Raw genomic sequence first — 20,992 nt, 5'->3', positions numbered from 1 at the left:
CGCCCCTGGCCAAGGGCCATACGCTGCCCACTGTCCTCAGTGGTGCCAGGGCAGCTGAATCGGTTCAACAGGGACATGCCCAGCCACCAGCTCGGCCGCCAACTCGGCCAGGCCGAAGGGGTAGACGGTCTCATGGGTGGCGGCTGCCAGGTCAGCGATGGGCCACCAGTGATACCCGGCATGGTACTTGCGCTCATTCGCTTCCTGCCCCGTCACATCGACCTGGTGGGTGGTGACACGAAGATGAAAGAAGACGTCCCGGAAGACCCCTTCAGCCCATCCGATATCTGCGTACCCGCAGGTCTCCGCGACTGCCGGTCCCAGCGCCTCTGGCACCACCGACAGGCCCGTCTCTTCACACAGCTCGCGGGCTGCCGCCTCTGCCAGGGTCTCCCCGTCCTCGACGCCGCCACCGGGCGTGCACCAGCCGTGGCCGCTCCCGGGGGCATCTGGATGGACACGGAACGTGAACAACAGCAGGCGGTCCAGCTCATCGAGCAACAGCACACGAGCGGAGTCGCGACGGTAACTTCCCTGATCAGGCATGCCGGAAGCGTAGTTCGGACCACGCCCACAGACTCAACACCCACAGACTCCACGCGAACAGGCCCAACGCCAACAGACTCAGCGCGGACAGCCGTTGGGTTTCGCACCCTGCCAGGACTGCTCTGGTCTGGATGCGGGCGGCTGCGCGTCCGCATGCGGACGGGCGGCTGCGCGACCCACACGCGCGGACCGGCTCAGGTGTACTCGACCACGGTGTCGGCCAATACCGGGGCGCCGGCTCGCTCGCTATCGGGGCCTTCGTCGGCGATGGTCACAAGCACCCGCACTCGGCCGCTTTGTGGCCACATCCGCACACGCAGCGTCTCGCCCGGGTAGACGACGCCGGAAAAGCGGGTTTCGTACGCGCTGACGCGGCTCACGTCGCCGTCCAACACGGTGTCCACGACGGCCTTGAGCACGATGCCGTACGAGCACAAGCCGTGCAGGATCGGCCGGTCGAAGCCAGCGAGCGCCGCGAATTCAGGGTCGGCGTGCAGCGGATTCCAGTCGCCGGACAGGCGGTAGAGCAACGCTTGGTCCTCGCGCGTGGATCGGTGAACGGTGTGGTCGGGATCGCGGTCCGGGAGTTCGGCGCGCTGCGAGGGCCCGCGCTCACCGCCGAACCCGCCCTCGCCACGGACGAAGATCTGGCTGTCCGAGCTCCACAGCGGCCCGTCCGCGTCCGCGACGTCCGAGCGCAACACGATGACCGCGGCCTTGCCTTTGTCGTAGACGGCGGCCACCCGCGAGCTCTGGTTGGCCTGCCCGGACACGGGCAGCGGTCGGTGCATCGCGATGCGCTGACCACCGTGCAGCACGGCCGCCAAGTCGATCTCGATGCCGGGGGCCGAGAGCCCTGCGGCGAGCGCCATCTTGCCACCGGCGACGGTGGCGAAACTGGGTAGCACGTGCAGCCGGTCTTCCAGCGTGTAGCGCAACTCGGCGGGGTGGGTGGCCGCTGCCGGCACTTCGGTTCTGGAGCCGGCGCCGATGCCCAGGTGATAGAGCAGTACGTCCTTGGCGTCCCAGGTGAGGGGGGTGCTGGTCGGCTCGGCGGCGGTGGCCTTGGCGACGTCGATCGGCATGGGGGCGCTGCTCCTTCGGCACGGGCGGAAGGCATCCGACAGGAGATCCCGGCCCGATCCGTCCGCACCGTCAGCCGCGCCGGGGCCGTAGCTGGTCGGCCGCCGGTCCTCACCCGGGGCGCCCCGTGGTGCAGTGCGGACAACGGCACTGCACCGCGGACCCGTTCCTAGAACACGTTCTAGCCGATGCCTTCCCTGTATAGCCGACGCCCCAGCCCCGGGGAAAGGGCCCACGTGAGGAAAGGCCGCGAGCCACTCCCCCACGGGAACCCAGTCACCGTCACCAGCGGGCCCAGCTAAGACCGGTTACGACCAGTTACGACCGGCTAGGACCGGCTACCAACGCGCTGCACCGCCTGTGCCGCCTGTGCCGCCTTTCCCAACCACCGTCCGTGACATTTGTCCTGGTCAATCATCAACATTCACCTCTGTCGAGGTCAGGAGGCGCATCCGTAGCGTCAAAGGCATGAAGCACGCCGAAAGAGCAGCTCAGAAATCACCGATGGCGCCCAGCGCGCTGGGAGTTGGCAGGACGCCTAGCGCCCCGCTCGCCGTGCACCTGAGTAACGTCTCCCGCACCTACGGCCCGGTCCGCGCCGTGGACGGCCTGGACCTGGACATACCGCGCGGCCAAACCGTCGCCTTGCTCGGCCGCAACGGCGCGGGCAAGTCCACCTCGCTCAGCATGCTGCTCGGCCTGCTGCCCCCGTCGTCCGGGGAGGTCCGGCTCTTCGGGGCTGCGCCACAGCGCGCGGTGCGCGAGGGCCGGGTGGGGGCGATGCTCCAGGACGGGAAGCCCATTCCGCGCGTGACGGTACGAGAGTTGGTCCGATTCGTGGCCAGCAGCTATCCGGCACCCCTGCCGGTCGCTGAGACGCTGGCCATCGCCGGGCTCGATGAGCTCGCGCACCGGCGCGTGGACAAGCTCTCGGGCGGCCAGGCGCAGCGCGTCCGGTTCGCTGTGGCGCTTGCCGGCGACCCCGAACTCATCGTGCTCGACGAGCCGACGACGGCGCTGGACGTGGCGGCCCGCCGCGCGTTTTGGGAAGCCATGCGCCGGTACGCACGGCGGGGCAACACCGTGCTGTTCTCGACGCACTACCTCCAGGAGGCGGACGAGAACGCCGACCGAATCGTCGTCATCGACCGGGGCCGGGTCGCCGCCGATGGGCCGGCCGATGAGATCAAGCGGACGGTCGGGGGCAGCCTGGTCGCCTTCGACCTGGCAGGAGCGCCATCCGCGGGGCTCGCCCTGCTGCCCGGTGTGACCTCCGTGGAGGTCCACGGCGACCGCGCCCGGCTGCGTAGCAGCAACTCCGACGCCACCGTCATGGCCCTGGCACAGCGCGGCGCCATCCGAAGCCTTGAGGTGGCACCGGCCAGCCTCGAAGAGGCATTCCTGGCCCTGACCACGGCCCTGACCACGGCCCCGACCACGGCCCCAGCCCCGGCCCGCACCCAAGCCGCCACCCAGCGGCGGACCGCCGCCCCGATCCCTCCGCACGCCAAGGAAGCAACCCGGTGATCACCTACATCACGCTCGAAGTCCGGCGCACACTGCGCGACACCGGGTTCGTCGTCTTTGGCATCGGCATGCCGGTGGTGATGTACCTGCTCTTTACCAACCTCGGCATCAGCGGTGACGACAAGCGCGAGACCGCGATATCGCTCATGGTCGGCATGGCCGCGTACGGGGCGCTCGGTTCCGCGCTCAGCGTCGGCACGGGGCTCGCCGAGGACAAGACGATCGGCTGGCTGCGCCAGTTGCGGCTCATCCCGCTCGCCCCCTCGCACGTCGTCGCGGGCCGCGCACTCACCGGCTCCGTCATCGTGCTGCCCGCCATCGTGGCGGTGTTGCTCGCCGGCCGCCTCATCAACCACGTGGAGCTGGCCGCATGGCAATGGGCCGCGCTCCTTGGCCTGCTGTGGATCGGCACCGCGCCGTTCACGCTGCTGGGCCTTGGCAACGGCTATCTGCTGACCGCGCAGACCACGGGCGTGGTCAACGTCTCTTGCAATCTGGGCCTGTCCATCGTCGGCGGGCTATGGATACCGTCCACCAACTTCCCGCATTGGCTGCGCGCCATCTCCGACTGGACCCCCACCCACCGCTTCGCCGACCTGGGCTGGAGCATCACCGAGGGGCACGCGCCCGGGCTGCTGACGACGCTGACGCTGCTCGGTTGGCTAGCGGCATTCGGCGGCTACGCCCTGCGCTCGTACCGCGTCTGCGCCCGTACGGCGTGACCCGATGGCCGCCCGACCCGGCAGCCGGCGGGGTACCCGGGGCCCCCGAGTACCCCGCCGGCTGCGGCGAGCGGCAGCACGTACGCCCAGACGAGGCGCCCAGCGAGGGAGCGCACGGCGCGTACGGTACGCACTGGCCCGCAATCGGTCAGCCGAAACGGTCACACCGGCTGCCCCCGCCACGCGGAAGAACCGGCCGCGCGGAAGGGCTGGCCCCGCCGGAAGGGCTGGCCCCGCCGGAGGGATCAAGGCGGCGGGTCAGCCGGCGGCGCGGCGCGGAACGAAACGAGGGGTGGGCGGCATGGTGCTGGCGTGGTTGACGGGCACCCGGAGGGCCGCGGCGGACAGCGGACCGACGCAAGCGGGGCAACGGGCGGGTCGCGCCGCCAACGAGCGGAGCGACGTGCCCGACGACGGGCCGAACGAGTGGGCGCTGATGCCCTGGCTGCTCATGGCCAGTGGCTGCGCGGTGGACGTCTGGGAGGGCGATGTCGCGCATCGGTGGCTGGCCGCGGCGGGACTCGTGCTGTTCGTCGGGTGCTACGTCGCCGTCGTCTTTGTCGGCGCCAGTAGCGCCCCTTCCCGACGCCGGACCTCGATGCGTCTGCTGCTGCCCATGGCGGCCCTGGCCATCGCGCTTGGCGGGGGGTACGGCGGCACCTGGCTGTCCCTGTTCTCGCTGCTCTCCTTGGTCACGGGGGTCGCGGTGCGCGGGCGCTCGGCGCTGACCGCATTGCTCGGTGTGGTCGTCATCGGCATGCTGAGTGCCATGTACGGAGGCCACCCGGATCAGGTGATGACCGTCGCGTACTCCTCGCTGCTGTCCGGTGCGGTGGTCTCGATCATCCTGCGCCAGGTCTCCGCCGTGCACGCACTGCACAACTCCCGGGGTGCGTTGGCCCGTTCCGCGGTGGAGCAGGAGCGGCTGCGGTTCTCCCGCGACCTGCACGACCTACTCGGCCATACGATGTCGGTCATCGTGGTGAAGGCGGAGGCGGTGCGGCGGCTGGCCCCGCGTGATCTGGACGCCGCCCTCGCACAGGCTGCGGACATCGAGGCGGTCGGGCGCCAGGCCCTCACCGAGATCCGCGAGGCCGTCACGGGCTACCGCGAAGGCAGTTTGGCCACCGAGTTGGACCGTGCCCGCTCGCTGCTCGGCGCTTCCTGCATCGAGGCGGTCGTGCGGCAGTCGGGGCCGCCGCTGCCGCCCCAGGTCGAGGCCCTACTCGGTTGGGTGATCCGCGAGGGCGTCACCAACACGGTCCGGCACAGCGGCGCGACCCGCTGCAAGATCGAGCTGAATGCGGGTATCGATCGGGTGCGCCTCGACATCGTGGACAACGGAGACACCCAAGCGACGGCCACGGGCGGCGGCGGTACGGGACTGACGGGCCTGACCGAACGGCTGGCCGCCGCGGGCGGTGCGCTCCGCTCGGGCCCGGCCGGCAAGCGCGGCTTCCGGCTCACCGTCGAACTGCCCATAGACGCGGTGCGGGAGGCGTACGAGGCCCACGGCCCGAATGACCCGGTTTACCCGGACTACCCGGCCTCCCCGGCCCACCCGTTCAGTGCAGACAGGCCGGGCGGTGCGGGGGCGACGGCGCCCGGGTCCGCCCGTCAGTAGTAGCCCGTTTCGCCGTCCAGCAGTTCCCGAATGGTGTCCAGGTGCCCGGCGTGCCGGGCGGTCTCCTCGATCATGTGGAACAGCATCCACCGCAGGCTGGCGCTCCCGGAGGCGTACCGCGTCTGCTGGCCCAACGCGTCGAGCCCGTGCGCCGCGATGATCTCGTTGGAGAGCGCGCACTGCTGCTGGTAGTCCGCCAGCAGCTGGGCCAGCGGTACGCCATCGACCCGCATGTCGGCGTCCTCCGGGCCCTCAGCGAACCGCGGCCCTTCGGCGGGCCGGCCGAGAAACATGTACTCGAACCAGAGGTTTTCGACCCAGCGCAAGTGAGAGACGAGGCCTGCCACGGTCATCAGGGGAGAGGTGGGCAGGAGCGACCGATGGGCGTCCGCGTCCGACAGCCCTTCGCACTTCCACGCGATGACTGCTCGCTGCATATCGAGCCAGCCGATCAACTGGGTGCGCTCATCGGCGGTATGGGCAGGTCGCTGGCGGGGCGGTGAGGTCATGAGCGGTGACGGTACGCCCGGCGCCTTGGGGCTCGCATGTGGTTTTCCGGTTCCAGCGTTGGCAAGGCCCGTCTTTGTGCTGGTTAGGCTGGGGGCATGACCGATCTCGGTGGTGAGCAGCCGACCGCTCCCGAAGGCGAGCGGGCCATGCGGCGTACCCGGGTGTTGCTCGCCGAGGACCAGGGCATGATGCGTGGTGCGCTGGCGTTGTTGCTGGGGCTTGAGCCGGACATCGAGGTGGTCGCGCAGGTGGCCGCGGGAGACCAGATCGTGCCCCGTGCGTGGGAGACGCGCCCCGATGTTGCGCTTCTCGACATCGAACTGCCCGGCCGAAGTGGCCTGGACGCGGCGGCTGACCTCCGTGCCCAGTTGCCGGAGTGCCGGGTGCTGATCCTGACCACCTTTGGCCGCCCCGGCTATCTGCGGCGCGCGATGGAGGCCGGCGCGTGCGGTTTTCTGGTCAAGGACGGGCCCGTTGAGGAACTGGCCGCGGCGATTCGGCGGGTGCTCGCGGGCGAGCGGGTCATCGACCCCGCGCTTGCTGCCGCCGCGTTGAGCGCGGGTCCGAGCCCGCTCACCCAGCGCGAGTGCGACGTCCTGACAGCGGCGGCGGACGGCGCGACCGTCGCGGACGTCGCGGCGCGGGTTCACCTTTCGCCCGCCACGGTACGTAACTACCTGTCGTCGGCCATCGGCAAGACCCAAACCCGTAACCGCATGGAGGCCGTCCGCGCGGCCCGCCAAAACGGCTGGCTGTGAACCCCGGCCGCTGGCCTCTCCCGTGCCGCGGCGACGCCGTCAGGTGCGGAGGTAGGAGGCGCCGTTGAGGTCAAGGACCGTGCCGGAACTCCACTGAGCCTCGGGGGAGGCCAGCCACAGCACCGCAGCCGCGATCTCCTCGGGCGTCGCGACCCGGCCGAACGGGCTCTGGGCACGGATGGCTTCGCCCTGCGCCCCGGTCAGCCGGTGCGCGACCCGGTCGGTGTCGATGAAGCCGGGCGCCACGGAGGAAACGGCGATGCCGTACGGGGCGAGGGCGACGGCCAGTGACTGGCCGAGCGCATGCACGGCCGCCTTCGTCGCCCCGTACGCCGGGTGGTCGGGCTCGCCGCGAAACGCCCCGCGCGAGCCGATGTTGACGATGCGCCCGCCTGCACCCTGGTCGATCATGTGCCGGGCGGCGAGGTGGCTCAGATTGGCGGTGCCGAACAGATTGACCGCCACATGCGCCTGCCAGGCGGCAGTCCACTCCTCGTACGACGTGTGTGCCGGCGGATGCGGGGTGTTGACCGCCGCGTTGTTCACCAGGACGTCGATGCCGCCCAGCGCGGTGACTGTCTCGCGCATCAACTCCTGGGCGCCATCGGAGGTCGAGAGGTCGGCGCCGATCAGCGCATGTCCGGCCCCGGCCAGGCTGGCCAGTGTGGCCTCGGCGTCCGCGCGTCGCGTCCCGTAGTGCACGGCCACCTGGTCGCCCCGTTCCGCGAAGGCCGCCGCCACCGCCCGGCCGAGCCCACGCGAGGCGCCGCTGACGAGTACCCGCCGCCCGGTGTCGGGGAACGGCGCCGTGGCCGATGCGGGTGCGGCGGCCGACGCGGGTGCGCCGGGTGGGGCTGGGGCGTCGGCCATGGTGGTGGTCTCTCCTCGTGTACTCCACGCTCTCTCCGCGCGGTGCGGCGGCGTACGGTACGCGGTGCCGGCTGTTACGCGCCAGGGCGCCCGGGCGGGCGCGTGGCGGGTTCCGCCGTCGCGGAGCCGGCCGCATCCACCGCGCCTGGCCCCTGCGCCGTGTCGGGCACCTCTGCCGCGTCGGGCTCTGCCACGTCGCCCGCACCCTGCTGAGCCGTCGCATCCAGCGGACCAGCAGCCGGCACTCGTGGCCTTGGCAACAGCGTGACCAGCACCGTAGCCAGCGCCAGGACCAGCGCCCCGACCAAGAACGCCCGGCCGTAGCCCTCCGTCAGCGCGTGCGCGCCCGCGGAGCGACCGCCGAGCGCATCGGTGCGGTCGGCGGAGACGGTGACCAAAAGCGACAAACCGAGCGCACCACCGATGGTGCGGGAGGTGTTGAGCAGCCCCGAGACGACGCCCGCCTCGGTGACCTCGACGCCCGATGTCGCCGCCGCGGTGAGCGGGGTCATCATCAGGCCGGCGCCGAACGACATCAGGATGCCGGGCCCGATGATCGTGGAGAGGAACGTGCCGTCCACATCCATGGTGCTCTGCCAGCCGAAGCCCACCGTGGCCACCACCCCGCCGGCCAGCGTGAGTAGCCGCGGGTCCACGCCGCGCGCCATGAGTTTGGGAGCGAGTTGGGCACCAACAATGATCGAGATGGTGTGCGGCAAAAACGCCAGGCCGGTCCGAACGGCGCTGTAGTCGAGGACATTTTGCATGTACAGCGAGAGGAAGTACCACATCGCGAAGAAGCCGATGCCGCACACCAGCAGCACGAGGTTCGCCGACCAGACGGAGCGGACGCGGAACAGCCGTAGCGGTATGAGCGGCTCGGGTGTGCGGGATTCGACCACCACGAAGGCAGCGAGTGCGAGCAGCCCGCCGATGAGCGGCACCGCGGCGTCGGCCGCGCCCCACCCGTGTGCCTCGGTCTGCGCGATTCCGTACGCCACCGCTCCGACGCCACAGGTGACGAGCACCGCACCCGGTAGGTCCAGCGGGCGGCGGGAGGCTATCGCGTGCTTGCCGGTCAGCGCGCTGGCCGCGATGACGAAGACCAGTACCCCGATGGGTACGTTGATGAGGAGCACCCAGCGCCAGGACAGATAGTCGGTGAGTACGCCGCCGATGAGGCCACCGGCCGCGCCGCCGCCGATGCCGACAGCCATCCACAGCCCGATGGCCCGCACCCGCTCGGGCCCCTCCGGGAACGATGAGGTGATGATGGTGAGCGTGGACGGTGCGAGGGTGGCCGCGCCGATGCCCTGGACGGCGCGGGCCGCGATGACCTGCCAGGGCTCCTGGGCGAGCCCGCCCGCGAGGCTGGCTGCGGTGAACAGGCCGAGGCCGACCAGGAACACCTGCTTTCGCCCGAAGAGGTCCCCCGCCCTGCCGCCGAGCAGCATGAAACCGGCGTAGGTGAGGGTGTACGCGTTTGCCACCCACTGCAAATCGTTCTCGCCGAGGCCGAGCCCCGTACGCATGGAGGGCAGCGCCACGTTGACGACGGATACGTCGAGGACGACAAGGAACTGCCCCGCGCACGCTGCGACGATCACCGCCCAGGCGAGCGGCGTCGGCCGCGAGGCGGCAGGGGCCGGAACTTCGACTGCGGCGGGTCCGCCAGCATCTGTCTGCGACATGTCAGTCATGCTGGCAGCGGGTCGCCTCCCTGCCTCCGGTTGCCGGCCGTGAACCGGGACTCACACGTTCGAATAGGGGGCGAGGACGAGCGGATAGGGGTTCGCCTGGGGGGAATCAACCCGGATCGGTGCCGAAAAAACCAGAAGTAGCGGAAACATCAGGAAAACCCGGAAGGTCCAGCGAATGAAACAAATACAGCAAAACAGCAAATACAGCACACCATAAAGTCCGCACCCCGCGGACATTCCAGCAATACAGCACAACGCCCGTAGACAAACGCAAAGCAGCGTAGAGAGCAGAGGAATAGATCATGCCGCCCAAGACGGAGATCGTCGCCGCGTTCGAGGCGGCCAAGGGGTTCATGCCGCTCGACGAGGGGCTGGCGCTGTACGAGGCGGCCATGGTGGCGGGCGCGAGCGGGCTGCCCCTGCTGGAGGTGGGCACCTACTGCGGGCGCTCGACCATCCTGCTGGCCGCCGCCGCGCGCGAGACGGGCACCGTGGCCATCACGGTGGACCATCACCGCGGCTCGGAGGAGCAGCAGCCGGGTTGGGAGTACCACGACCCTTCGGTCATCGATCCGCACGTGGGCCGGATGGATACGCTGCCGACGTTTCGCCGCACGCTGCATGCGGCCGGCCTTGAAGACCAGGTCATCGCCGTCGTCGGGCGCTCCCCGCAGGTAGCGGCGGTCTGGGGCGGGCAACTCGGCCTGGTGTTCATCGACGGCGGGCACACCGACGAGCACGCCGGCGGTGACTACGAGGGCTGGGTACCGCACCTCGCACCCGATGGACTGCTGGTCATCCATGACGTGTTCGCCGACCCGGCCGACGGCGGGCAGGCTCCGTATCGCGTGTATCGCCGCGCGTTGGAATCGGGCGCATTCGCCGAAACGTCAGCGACCGGCTCCCTGCGCGTCCTGCGCCGCACGGCACCAGGCATCTGAGTCTCCCACCTCGCATCCCAGCCGTCACATCACTCACATCTGCCCCCATCAGCCCCGCCCGCGCGCCGTCTTGTGCTCTTACGCGGCCCGAGTACGCCCCACCGCGCACCGACCGGCGCGCGGCGGACTACCATCGCCCGCGTGTCGAACGGCAGTTTTCCTCCCACCCCGCGCCGACTCGGCGGCACGCTCGTCATCGTGCTGGCCGTGCTCGCGCCGGTCTGCTTCGCGGGCTGGCTCGTCTGGCGCTCCATGAGCGAGGACGACGCAAAGGCCGCCGGCGCCCCATCGGGTGCGTCGTCGGCTCCGTCCCTGGTGCCCAACGGCGGTGGAAAGCAGGGCGTCTCCGGCAGCCCCGGTGCTTCGGCGCAGCCCCAGTCACCGGCGCCGAGTCGTGCACCGGCCAAGAACGCGCTACGGGGAAAGGTCGTGGTGGTCGATCCGGGACACAATCCGCGCAACCGCGACCACACCGCCGACATCGCCCGCACGGTAGATGTTGGCACCCATCGCAAGGAATGCGACACCACAGGCACGGCGACCAATTCCGGCTATGCCGAGGCCACGTTCACTCTCGATGTCTCACGGCGCGTGCGGACCCTGCTCAGCGAGCGTGGTGCGACCGTCAAGCTCACCCAGAACGACGACCGCCCCTACGGACCGTGTGTGGACGAGCGGGCCGCGATCGGCAACGAGGCGCACGCGGACGCCGCAGTCTCGGTCCATGCGGACGGAGCGGGCGCCGGCCAGCGCGGATTCCATGTGATCTTGCCCGCGTCCGTACGAGGCGGTGGCGCCGACACCTCCGCCATCACCGGCCCCTCCCGCCGCCTGGGCAATCGCTTGGTGCGCGGCTTCACCGAGGCCACCCAAAGCGCCCCCGCCAACTACCTCGGCGGAGGCGAGGGCTTGACAGTCCGGGATGATTTGGGCGGACTCAACCTGTCCACGGTTCCCAAGGTGTTCATTGAGTGTGGCAATATGCGCGATTCGAAGGATGCGGCGCTGCTGACCGATGCGCACTGGAGGCAACGGGCAGCACGTGGTATCGCTGACGGCATTACGGACTTCTTGCTCGGCAAGCGATAACAACCCGATTGAGCAGCCGTAACAGTCGCTCCCGCAGGGGAACACCCGGCCGTTCCAGCGATACATTCACCCGTACGATGGGGGGCCACCCCCGCGCCCTCGCACTTCGCGTCCGGCGACAGCGACGAAAAACAGACGAGACCGACAGAGGACCTTACGTGAACATCCGCTCCCTCACTCGAGGCGATGGCGTGGTGATCGGAGCAGCGGTGTTGCTGTTCATCGCCTCGTTCCTCGACTTCATCGCCTACGACTGCCCGTCAGGCGCCCCGGACAGTGCATGCCCGGGCTTCAACGGCTGGGCTTCGGACTACGCTCCCGCGACGGCGGGCATCTTCGTCCTCGGTGTCGTCGGTGCGGCCCTGATCATCCTCTCGCGCCTGCTGCCTCAGGGCCGCAACCTGGTCGGCCTCACGCTCGACCAGTGGGGGATCGCCCTCGTGGTGGCGGCGGCCTTCACCGCCACCTGGACGATGATCTTCAGCCACCCGGAGAACCTCGAAAAGGGCCCTGGGCAGATCATGGCCTTCATCGCCCTTCTGGTACTGGCCGCCGCCGCGGTGCTCACGCCGCGCGTCCCCGCCCTCAAGGCCCCGCTCATGGGCTCCGGCTCGCCCCAGCCCGTCGCCCCGTACGGCGGTCACCCGGGCCAGCCGGCCGGCGGCTACGGCTACCCTGGCGCCGCACAGCAGGGCGCCCCGTCCCCGTATGGTGCGCCGGTCGGCGGTCCGCCCTCGTACGGCGGCCAGCCCTCGGGTGCGGCGCCGGCTCCGGTGGCCGGTGGCGGGGACTTCGCCCCGTTCTGGTTTGCGGTTCCGGTGGCGCGTCCGCTCTACGCCGAGGACGGGTCGGCCACGCCGATCGCCGAGTTGGCGCCCGGCACCTGGTACCTCGCCGTGGAGCAGCGCGGGCAGGCGCTCGTTGCTCAGACGCAGGACGGCCGTCGTGGCGTCCTCCAGGACACCACGGGCATCCAGCGCGGCTGACTCCGCAAGCCAGCAGAACCCCACGGCCCCTCGCCCCGCAACGGGCGAGGGGCCGTTGTCATCCCCGCGCCCGGCGACGGGCGAGAAGCCGGTGGCGTCCGCCTCCGCACGAGCAAGGCGACCGGTGGCACGCGCGTGCCCACCCCGTAAGACCGTCGCACGCTGGCTCCGTCCACTGGCTCCGCCTGCTGGCCCTGTTCGCTGGCCCTGTTCGCTGGCCCTGTTTACTGACGGAGCGTCGGCAAGTGCCCTTTGTAGGGGGGATCGCCCCGCTGCCCGGTCACCCTTCCCCTTTCTTCGAGCTGTTCCTTAAGCGAAGCTGGCCCGGTCCAGCCAGAAGTCCAGGACGGACCGGTCGCCGCTGATCTCCACCCGGTCGGTGCTGACCGGCAGCCGGCGATAGAAGACACGCAGCAGGTCGGTGAGCGGGCCGCGCACCGTCACGGTCGCCTCCCCCTTGGCCCGGCTCCATCGGATGCCGTCCGCGACCAGCTCGATGACCCAGTGGGCGGCCAACTCCGCGGGGGCGTCCGTGGCGTACAGGTGGATCGTCTCGCCCTTGCCGCGCAACTCGGCGAGCTTGGGGTTGTACTCGACGGCCAGCGGGTTGCTGATGATCTCAAGCCACTCGTCGATGGCGTCCGCGGCGATCTCCGGGTCCACCGTGTACGCGGCGCCCGTGGTGGCGGCGGCATCCGCCCGGTGGATCGCCGTCTCATGCGTCATCCGGCGCGCCCAGAAGGCAGGGCTTTGCTCCGGGGCCCAGGTCCACACCGGGGCGTCGGGGCCCGCCTCGCTCAGGGTCGCCGCGAACCTCGCCGCTCCATCGGCCAGCCAGGCGGCCATGGCCTGCGGATCGTCACCCTCGGGAGCCGCCGATTCGGGCCGCTCGTCCGCCACGTACTCCGTGGCCCGGGTGCTCACCAGGTACTCGGCCCAGCGCTGGGCCCGGCCAACGTGCCGCAGCAGCTCGGCGAGCGTCCACTCCGGGCACGTCGGCACCTTCACCGAGAGGTCCGCATCGGCGATGGTGGCGTGTAGTTGGTCGCATTCGGCGGTGAACGCGGTGCGGTAACGGTCGTACCCAAGACGGCTCATGGGCCTACCGTACGACCCACCTCTGACATCTCGGCCTGGAGGCATTCCGTCGCAGGGCGCGCCCAAGCGTCAGCGTGCCCCATGTGTACACAACGCGGATCTGGCGTGCGTATCACCGGGACGGGCGTGCGTGCTGGCTGGCCGGCGGGCCCGCGCTGGCCATCGGGGTAACCGAGCCGGATATCGGCGGCCCGCCCCGAGCATCGGGTACCCGAGCGCGGTCTCAGCAGCAGTCCGGGTCCAGCCCCCAGGGCAAGCGCTCGCCGCCGAAGACCATCGCGGTCGCATCGTCGCCCCCGAGCGCCGCCGCCGCGAGCAGCAGCGAGCCCGCCGTCCAGGTGGTCAGTTCGTCGGGCCAGATGGCGCCGTCGTCAAAGACGTAACCGGTCCAGTACATGCCGTCGTCGGCGCGCAGGTGCTGGATGGATTGCAGCACCTTCACCGCACGGTCGGACTCCCCTATCGCCCACAGGGCGAGGGCCAGTTCGCAGCTCTCACCACCCGTCACCCAGGGGTTCGGGGCCACGCAACGCACTCCGTATTCGGGTACGACGAACCGGTCCCAGCCCTCCTCGATGCGCTCCTTGGCGGCGGCACCGGTCAGCGCGCCGCCGAGAACCGGGTAGTACCAGTCCATCGAGTAGCGGCTCTTGTCGAGGAACCGTTCCGGGTGGTGCCGGATCGCGTGGCCGAGCCAGCCGAGCGCCAACTCCCAGTCGGGTTGCGGCTCTTCGCGGTGTTCGGCGATGGCCAGGGCGCAGCGCAGCGCCTGGTGGATCGATGAGCAACCAGTGAGCAGCGCATCGGAGACGATGGCGCCGCCGCGCTCGGGTGCCTCGCGCTTCCAGCCGATCTGGCCGCCGGCTGCCTGGAGTTCGAGCACGAAGGTGATGGCGGCGAAGACCGTAGGCCACAACTGGTCCAGGAATGCGTCATCGCCGGTGGCCAGGTAGTGGTGCCAGGCGCCGACCGCGACGTAGGCACAGAAGTTGGTTTCCCGGCTCCGGTCGGTGGGCCGGTCGGCGGCGACGCCATCGGGTGTGTCGGGGTAGGCCGCGTACCAGGAGCCGTCCGGGTTCTGGTGCCGGGCGAGCCAGCGGTACGCGGCCTCGGCACGCTCATGCTCACCCGCCGCGTCCAGCGCCATCGCGGCCTCGATGTGGTCCCACGGGTCGAGGTGGTGCCCGCGAAACCACGGGATGGCGCCGTCTGGGCGCTGCGCGGCGAGGATGCCGGCAACGGTGGCGACGGCCTGTTCCGCGGTGAGGACGCCGGGCAGCACCAGGTGTTCCGTACGCTCCGGCCCACGGTCCGCGACGGTCACTCCCGCTCCTCGTGTGAGGAGCGTGCGGTGCGCGAGGCACCAAAGGCGTCAGTGGGGCTAGCGGTACGGGGCGTGCCAACGGGGGCAGGCCCTTCGGTGGCGTCGGCCCGGGTCGGCGCGGCATCGGCCGCGGATGCGGCGGCATGCGTCGGGGGCGGCGTGGTGTCGGCGGTGCCCGGTTCGGGGTCGGGCAGCAGCCCGGCCGGGGGGTGCGGCTTCGTCGCGTACGCCACGAAGCTCTTGCCGATCAGTGGGTTCAGCGCGCTTTCCGCGACCCGGGTGGCGAGCGGCTTCTTCATGATGTCCCAGACCAGCAGCTTGTGGTAGGCGCGAACCGGCAGCGCCTTGTCGTTGTCCACGCCGAACGCGCACTTCAGCCACCAGTAGGGGCTGTGCAGACCGTGCGCGTGATGCGTGCCGTACGGCCGCAGCCCGGCCTCGCGCATCTTGTCGAGCAGTTCGTCGCCGCGGTAGATGCGGATGTGGCCGCCCTCGACCTCGTGGTACGCGTCGGACAGCGTCCAGCACACCTTCTCGGGGCCGTAGCGCGGAACGGTGACCGCTATGCGTCCGCCCGGGCGCAACACCCGCACCATCTCGGCAAGCACGCCCTTGTCGTCGGGGATGTGCTCCATCACCTCGGAGATGATCACCACGTCGAAGCTGTCGTCGGGGAAGGGCAACGCGAGCGCGTCACCTTCCATGGCGGTCGCGGTGGCCGTCGCCGGGACCTCGCCCGCCTCTCGCATCGCGGCGAACCAGCGGGCGACCTCACGGATCTCCTCGCCGTTGCGATCGAGCGCGACGACGTGCGCGCCGCGTCGATAACACTCGAAGGCGTGACGGCCCGCGCCACAGCCGAGGTCGAGGACCCGATCGCCTGCGGCGAGCGGGAAGCGGGAGAAGTCGATGGTCAGCACGGGGAGCTGCCCTCTCTTTCCATCAGGCGGCGATGCACGGCGGCGAGCGTACGACCCGGAGCCGGCGCTGGCACGGGGCGGGACGGTCAGACAGTTTTAGGTGATCAGTCAGGCAGGCGGTCGGGCGGTCAGGCGATCAGTCACAGCGACGGAGCGTGCGGAGTGGAGCCGGGCGGGTGCGCGCGTGCTGCTCTCGTGGGGTGGCGCGGGGCGGGGGGGTACGTGGTCGGGGGCCGGGGCCGGGGTCGGGGTCGGGGGCCGGGGTCGGGGGTCGGGGTCAGCGGCGGCGCGCTGCGGCGGCGGCCTGGACGCTGATGGCCTGTCGATAGTGCTCGACGGTGCCGCGTGCGGCCTGCTCCCAGGTGAAGCGGCGCAGCACCCGTTCCCGCCCGGCGGCGCCGAGGCGGGCGCGCAGCGCCGCATCGCCGAGCAGCCGCCCCAGAGCCTGCGCGAGCGCGCCCGCGTCGCCGGGGGGCACCGCTAGGCAGGTTTCGCCGTCCGGGCCCGCAACCTCGGGGATGGCGCCTCCGGTGGTGGCCACCAGCGGGGTGCCGGTGGCCATCGCCTCCGCGGCGGGCAGCGAGAACCCCTCGTACAGCGAGGGCACACACGCCACCTGCGCGCTGCGGACGAGATCGACCAACTCCGCGTCGGAGATGCCCTTGACGAACTCGACGGCACCTGCGAGCCCGTACCGCTCTATCGCCGCGGCCACCGGCCCGTCCTCGGCGCGTTTGCCGACGACGACCAGGTGGGCGGCGGGCTGTTCGGTGCGGAGCTTGGCAAGCGCCTCGACCAGGTGGATGAGCCCCTTGAGCGGCACATCGGCGCTGGAGGTGGTGACGATCCGGCCGGGGATCTCGGGGACGGCCGGGTCGGGTGAGAAGAGCGCGGCGTCGGCGCCGATGTGCACCACGTGCACGCGGCGCGGCTCCACTCCGAGCTGGTCCACGATCTCCTGCCGGGACGAGCCGGAGACCGTCAGCACGGAGGGGAGCCGCCGTGCGACCCGCTTCTGCATCCGTGTGAAGGCGTACCAGCGGCGCACGGAGGCGCGCCGACGCCAGTTGGTGGCGGCATCCAGCTCCAGCTTGCGGTCCACCGTGATGGGGTGGTGCACGGTGGTGACCAGCGGGAATCCGGCACGGGGCAGACCGAGGAGGCCATAGCCGAGGGTCTGGTTGTCGTGGACGACGTCGAAGGCGCCGCGGCGTGCGGCGAGGTGGCGGCGGGCCCGCAGGCTGAAGGTGAGCGGCTCGGGGAAGCCGCCGGTCCACATGGTGCCGACCTCAAGGGCGTCGATCCAGTCCCGGAACTCCCGCGCCTTGGGGGTACGGAACGGGTCGGGCTGCCGGTAGAGGTCGAGGCTGGCCAGTTCGGTGAGGCGGACGCTGCCGCCCGCGGGGAAGGCAGGGCTGTGCATGCCGTCAAGCGCACCGTCGAGCACCGGATACGGCTGGGCGCCCAGCACCTCGACCTGATGGCCGAGCCGGGCCAGCTCGCGGGAGAGGTGGCGTACGTAGACGCCTTGGCCGCCGCAGAACGGGTTGCCCTTGTAGGTGAGCAGCGCGATGCGCAACGGCCTGCCGTCTGCGGCGGGGGGCGCCGTCCGGAGCGGATCGGGTCCGGTCGCCTGCGCGGCCTCAGCGGTCACTCGCGGCCCCCTTCGTGGTGCAGTTCAGCGGGAGCGTAACCGCTCACCGATATCTAGAACAAGTTCCACTATCGGAACGGGTGGGAAGTCTTGAAGATACCCGCCGCGCCGGCGTGCCTTTGGTGCGGGCCGGGTGATTCGTACCACTGGTTGACCCGGGGTTGTGCCGCCGCGCTCGCGCGCCGTAGGGGCCAGCGAACCCCCCGTGCACGGGCCGGAGCGGCGCCGCAGGGTCGCGCTGAAGTGCAACAGGTTCCAGTGGCTCGCGCCGTCCCGCAGGCCCTGCCATCATGCACGGTGTTCGCAGCCGACCCAGCAGCCGCACCGCCATGGCCACTGTCACCGCCGCTATGGCCATTTCCACCGCCAGCACCGCCGCCACTATCGCTATCGCCACCGCGCCCGAGCCTGTGCCACAGCCCGCACCGAAGCCCGCATCGAGGTAGGACAGATGACCGCAGCCTCAAAGCCGGCCTCTTTGCCGCTCACCGAGCGGCAGGAGGCGCGCCGCCGCCGCATCCTGCATGCCAGCGCCCAACTGGCCAGCCGGGGTGGCTTCGAGGCCGTACAGATGCGGGAGGTGGCCGAGAGTTCGGGCGTGGCGCTCGGCACGCTCTACCGCTACTTCCCCTCCAAGGTGCATCTGTTGGTGGCGACCATGCAGGATCAGTTGCAGCGGTTGCACGAGACGCTGCGCAAGCGTCCGCCGACCGAGGAGGAGCCGTCGGCGCGAGTCGCGCAGACGCTGATGCGGGCGTTTCGGGCCATGCAGCGCGAGCCGCATCTGGCGGAGGCGATGGTGCGCGCGCTGACCTTCGCCGACCGCTCGGTCAGCCCCGAGGTGGACACGGTCTCCCGGCTGACGACGGCGATCATCCTGGACGCCATGGGCCTGCCCGGCTCGCCGACCCCGGCACAACTTTCGGCCGTGCGCGTGATCGAGCACACCTGGCACTCCGCTCTCATCACCTGGCTCTCCGGGCGGGCCTCGATTGCTCAAGTGAAGATCGACATTGAAACCGTATGCCGGCTTATTGACCTCACCAACCCCAACTGACCCACTAGGGGGCGCATAAGGAGCGTACGCCGTCTGTCGCGCGCCCCCTCGCCCCGTTTTGGCTAGTTATCCCCAGCCAAGTCCGTCACGATCGCGGGTATCTATGGACGTTGCTCGGCGCAGTGCCGAGGACGGGGGGTTGGGGAGGGGTACAGAACGTGATCAGAGTTCTTCTTGTGCACGACACTCGGCTGTTGCGGTCCGCGCTGGGGGCGCTGCTCAGCACGGCCCGAGACATTGAGACGACGGCCAGTTCCTGGCGCAACGCACCAAGCACTACTCGTTCCTTACGGCCCCATGTCTGTGTGGTGGACGTGGACTGTCCCGGCGCCGCCGGCATATCGGGCTTCGCCGGCGATACCGGGCTCACCAAGCTCGACCCGAGCGGCGCGCAGAACAAGCACCCACTTCTCGTACTAGCAAACGCGGGGCACCCGGGATGCCTGCGCCAGGCATACGAGGCGAAGGCGCTCGGCTATGTCGATAAGGACGCCCCGCCTGACCGGCTCTTGAACGCCATACGCCAGGTGGCGAAGGGGGAACGATTCGTCGATGACGCCCTCGGCTACGGCTTTCTCCAGGCGGCCGAAATTCCGCTCACCAAAAGGGAGTTGAGCGTGCTAACGCTCGCCGCCGAGGGTGCCTCGGTCGGCGACATCGCGCGCCGTCTGCATCTGTCCCATGGAACGGTGCGCAACTACATGGCCGCCATCACCCGCAAGACCGGCGCCCGCAACCGGGTGGACGCCATCCGCATCTCGCAAAGTGCCGGTTGGCTGTGAGGTAGCGGCCGGCAAGTCGCTCGCGGGGCCGGGTGCACACGGCGCAGGCGGCGCAGGCGGGGCGCCTGCGCGGTCGTGCCGGTCGTGCCGGTCCCGGGAGGTAGGGGCATCGGCCGGGGGGGACCAGCCGCCCGCCAGGTCCCGGTAGAGCGCGCAGGTGTTGAGCAACTCTTCGTGCGTGCCGCAGGCCGGGTGCTGGCCGTCCATGACCAGCACCCGGTCGGCCCGGCGGGCGGAGCTGACCCGGTGTGCGATGACGATCAGCGTGCTGCCGGGTCGGCGTGCGAACGCCTGCTCCGCGCGTGCCTCCGCCGCCGGGTCGAGGTGGCAGGTCGCCTCGTCGAGCAGCACGACGGGTGCGGGCGAGAGGTAGGCGCGGGCGAGCGCGATCAGTTGCCGCTGCCCCGCCGAGAGCGAGCCCGGCTCGACGCTGCCACCTGGCCCGCCCCACTGCGCCACGAGCGCGGTGAGCCCGATCGCGTCCACGGCCGCCATCAGCTCCGACTCGGGCACTGGCTCGGCCCGTAGGTAACCGAGGTTCTCGGCAACCGTGCCGGTGAACACGTACGCCTCCTGTGGGATCAGCACCCGCGCCGCGGCCAGGTCGGCGGCATCCCTGCCGCGCACCGGGACACCGCAAACGACGATCTCGCCGCCGCGCGGCACGAGCAGCCCGGCGATCAGCCCGGCCAGCGTGGACTTGCCGACGCCGCTCGGCCCGACGACTGCCAGGTGCCCACCCGCCGGCACATCGAGGTCAAGGTCGCGCACCACGGGCTCGGCGTGCTCCCCGTACGCGAAGGTGACGGCGCGCAGCGAGACGGCCGGTGAAATGGCGGGGACGGCCGGCGATGCAGCCGACGAGACAGCAGATGAGACAGTACGGGGCGCGGCGGCGGCCGGCGCGGATGAGGTAGCGGCGGTGGTGGGCTCGGGGGTGGGCGGGGGCTCGGCCGCGCGTTCGGCTAGTCGGCGGATCACCACGACCAGCCGGGAGCCGCTGAGCCCGATGCCCTGGATCAGGCTCTGCAAGGCGGGCAGCAGCGACTGGGTGAGGTAGGTGAGCGCACCGACCAGGGAGCCCGCGGTGACACCGCGGTCCAGCAACCACGGCGTGCACAGCAACAGCAGCACCACCGGCAGCCGTCCACCGACACCGAGCGCCAACTCCCGTAGCGTCCCCCAGCGAGCCAACGCCCGCGCCGCCGCCACCTCGGCGTCGATCCGTACGTCTACCTCCCCGGCGACCCGCTCCTCAGCCCCCGCCGCCGTGATGTCCCGTAGCCCGGCGGCTGCCTGGCCAAGCTCCGTCGCGATGCCCTCGTCCGCGTCCAAGAACACCTCTTGGACGCGGGCCATCGGCCGCAGCGAAGCCGCGAACAGCGTCAACCCCGCGAGCAGCGGTGGCACCACGATCAGCAGCAGTACGGGGGCGAGCGAGAAGAGCCCTACCAGCGCCCCGATCGCGACGAAGACGAACGAGCGCGAGACCATGACCAGCCCGGCGAAGGTGTCCCTGGCGATCTCCACCTGGTGCGTGAGCCGGGAAACGGCGGCGCTTTCGCCACGGCCGGCGGTACCCCGCACCGCATCCCCCACGGCGCGGTCCACCACCCGCCGCACCAGTCCGTCGCGCAGCGGCTCGACGAGCGCGGCGACCTCGCGATAGACCCGGCCCGTTCCGTACGCACCCGCCACAACGGCCAGCGCGGCCAGCCCGAGCCAGCCAAGCCCCGTCGCCCGCTCCCCCGCGAGGAAGCCGTCGTCCAGGGCGCGGGCCAGCGCGTAGCCGGTGAGGAAC

19 protein-coding genes and 1 pseudogene are annotated in these 20,992 nt (G+C 70.7%); 9 read left to right on the top strand and 11 right to left on the bottom strand.

The genetic code is table 11. From position 1 onward, the window contains the following. Positions 1-36: 36 nt before the first annotated feature. Both FHS42_RS01360 and chsH3 read right to left on the bottom strand, forming a co-directional pair. The gene (locus FHS42_RS01360) at positions 37-546 is read right to left on the bottom strand and encodes an NUDIX hydrolase (protein ID WP_184568613.1); all 510 of its coding nucleotides are present in this window, start codon (positions 544-546) and stop codon (positions 37-39) included. Between the two features lie 194 nt (positions 547-740). After that, positions 741-1,631, bottom strand: coding sequence for an enoyl-CoA hydratase ChsH3 (gene chsH3 / locus FHS42_RS01355; RefSeq protein WP_184568612.1), 891 nt, complete (start codon positions 1,629-1,631; stop codon positions 741-743). Between the two features lie 502 nt (positions 1,632-2,133). Between chsH3 and FHS42_RS01350 the strand changes: the two genes are divergently transcribed. The 3 genes from FHS42_RS01350 to FHS42_RS01340 all read left to right on the top strand — a co-directional run bounded on the left by FHS42_RS01350 (position 2,134) and on the right by FHS42_RS01340 (position 5,502). Next, a complete protein-coding gene (locus tag FHS42_RS01350; protein ID WP_184569021.1) occupies positions 2,134-3,156 on the top strand; it encodes an ABC transporter ATP-binding protein in 1,023 nt (340 codons plus the stop codon). Beyond that, complete coding sequence (locus FHS42_RS01345) at positions 3,153-3,878, top strand: ABC transporter permease (protein WP_184568611.1); 726 nt, start codon at positions 3,153-3,155, stop codon at positions 3,876-3,878. The genes FHS42_RS01350 and FHS42_RS01345 overlap by 4 nt, the downstream gene beginning before the upstream one ends. 301 nt (positions 3,879-4,179) lie before the next feature. Then, positions 4,180-5,502: a sensor histidine kinase gene (locus tag FHS42_RS01340; protein ID WP_376772495.1), complete on the top strand. Its 1,323-nt coding sequence runs from the start codon at positions 4,180-4,182 to the stop codon at positions 5,500-5,502. On the opposite strand, the gene FHS42_RS01335 is transcribed toward FHS42_RS01340, so the two are convergent. Next, a complete protein-coding gene (locus tag FHS42_RS01335) occupies positions 5,496-6,011 on the bottom strand; it encodes a DinB family protein (protein WP_184568610.1) in 516 nt (171 codons plus the stop codon). The two genes, FHS42_RS01340 and FHS42_RS01335, sit on opposite strands and share 7 nt — an antisense overlap. 147 nt (positions 6,012-6,158) lie before the next feature. On the opposite strand from FHS42_RS01335, the gene FHS42_RS01330 reads away from it, so the two are divergent. Beyond that, a complete protein-coding gene (locus tag FHS42_RS01330) occupies positions 6,159-6,770 on the top strand; it encodes a response regulator transcription factor (RefSeq protein ID WP_184569019.1) in 612 nt (203 codons plus the stop codon). Between the two features lie 39 nt (positions 6,771-6,809). Here FHS42_RS01330 and FHS42_RS01325 read toward each other — a convergent pair whose 3' ends face one another. The 3 genes from FHS42_RS01325 to FHS42_RS01315 all read right to left on the bottom strand — a co-directional run bounded on the left by FHS42_RS01325 (position 6,810) and on the right by FHS42_RS01315 (position 9,653). Beyond that, positions 6,810-7,640: an SDR family NAD(P)-dependent oxidoreductase gene (locus tag FHS42_RS01325; RefSeq protein ID WP_184568609.1), complete on the bottom strand. Its 831-nt coding sequence runs from the start codon at positions 7,638-7,640 to the stop codon at positions 6,810-6,812. A 74-nt stretch (positions 7,641-7,714) separates the two neighbouring features. Further along, on the bottom strand, positions 7,715-9,340 hold the full coding sequence (locus FHS42_RS01320) for an MFS transporter (RefSeq protein WP_376772494.1): 1,626 nt from the start codon (positions 9,338-9,340) through the stop codon (positions 7,715-7,717). A 106-nt stretch (positions 9,341-9,446) separates the two neighbouring features. Continuing rightward, positions 9,447-9,653 (bottom strand): hypothetical protein, encoded by a 207-nt coding sequence (locus tag FHS42_RS01315; protein ID WP_184568607.1) that lies wholly within the window; start codon positions 9,651-9,653, stop codon positions 9,447-9,449. Here FHS42_RS01315 and FHS42_RS01310 point away from each other — a divergent pair. From FHS42_RS01310 to FHS42_RS01300, 3 genes are all read left to right on the top strand, one after another. Further along, entirely contained in the window at positions 9,643-10,281 is a 639-nt protein-coding gene (locus tag FHS42_RS01310; RefSeq protein ID WP_184568606.1) for a class I SAM-dependent methyltransferase, read from the top strand. The genes FHS42_RS01315 and FHS42_RS01310 overlap by 11 nt on opposite strands. Positions 10,282-10,422: 141 nt before the next feature. Continuing rightward, positions 10,423-11,370: an N-acetylmuramoyl-L-alanine amidase gene (locus FHS42_RS01305; RefSeq protein ID WP_184568605.1), complete on the top strand. Its 948-nt coding sequence runs from the start codon at positions 10,423-10,425 to the stop codon at positions 11,368-11,370. 158 nt (positions 11,371-11,528) lie between these two features. After that, positions 11,529-12,356, top strand: coding sequence for a hypothetical protein (locus FHS42_RS01300; RefSeq protein ID WP_184568604.1), 828 nt, complete (start codon positions 11,529-11,531; stop codon positions 12,354-12,356). 309 nt (positions 12,357-12,665) lie between these two features. Here FHS42_RS01300 and FHS42_RS01295 read toward each other — a convergent pair whose 3' ends face one another. The 4 genes from FHS42_RS01295 to FHS42_RS01280 all read right to left on the bottom strand — a co-directional run bounded on the left by FHS42_RS01295 (position 12,666) and on the right by FHS42_RS01280 (position 17,352). Next, positions 12,666-13,454, bottom strand: coding sequence for a maleylpyruvate isomerase family mycothiol-dependent enzyme (locus FHS42_RS01295; RefSeq protein WP_184568603.1), 789 nt, complete (start codon positions 13,452-13,454; stop codon positions 12,666-12,668). Positions 13,455-13,677: 223 nt separating this feature from the next. Next, entirely contained in the window at positions 13,678-14,778 is a 1,101-nt protein-coding gene (locus FHS42_RS01290; protein WP_184568602.1) for a prenyltransferase/squalene oxidase repeat-containing protein, read from the bottom strand. After that, positions 14,775-15,698: a class I SAM-dependent methyltransferase gene (locus tag FHS42_RS01285; protein WP_312866657.1), complete on the bottom strand. Its 924-nt coding sequence runs from the start codon at positions 15,696-15,698 to the stop codon at positions 14,775-14,777. The genes FHS42_RS01290 and FHS42_RS01285 overlap by 4 nt, the downstream gene beginning before the upstream one ends. A 277-nt stretch (positions 15,699-15,975) precedes the next feature. Continuing rightward, positions 15,976-17,352 carry a glycosyltransferase family 4 protein gene (locus tag FHS42_RS01280; protein ID WP_184568601.1) on the bottom strand — a complete coding sequence of 459 codons (1,377 nt, stop codon included), beginning with the start codon at positions 17,350-17,352 and terminating at the stop codon, positions 15,976-15,978. Positions 17,353-17,803: 451 nt separating this feature from the next. Between FHS42_RS01280 and FHS42_RS01275 the strand changes: the two genes are divergently transcribed. Both FHS42_RS01275 and FHS42_RS01270 read left to right on the top strand, forming a co-directional pair. After that, on the top strand, positions 17,804-18,409 hold the full coding sequence (locus FHS42_RS01275) for a TetR family transcriptional regulator (RefSeq protein WP_184568600.1): 606 nt from the start codon (positions 17,804-17,806) through the stop codon (positions 18,407-18,409). A 158-nt stretch (positions 18,410-18,567) separates the two neighbouring features. Beyond that, positions 18,568-19,191: a response regulator transcription factor gene (locus FHS42_RS01270; RefSeq protein ID WP_184568599.1), complete on the top strand. Its 624-nt coding sequence runs from the start codon at positions 18,568-18,570 to the stop codon at positions 19,189-19,191. Between the two features lie 342 nt (positions 19,192-19,533). Here the strand turns inward: FHS42_RS01270 and FHS42_RS38940 are convergent. Then, positions 19,534-20,550, bottom strand: a pseudogene (locus FHS42_RS38940) (ATP-binding cassette domain-containing protein); the annotation flags it as partial. Positions 20,551-20,992 lie beyond the last annotated feature (442 nt).

The sequence above is a fragment of the Streptomyces zagrosensis genome (genome assembly GCF_014203645.1).
GTDB classification, from domain to species: Bacteria; Actinomycetota; Actinomycetes; order Streptomycetales; family Streptomycetaceae; genus Streptomyces; species Streptomyces zagrosensis.
This window is presented reverse-complemented; position numbering and strand designations above follow the sequence as displayed.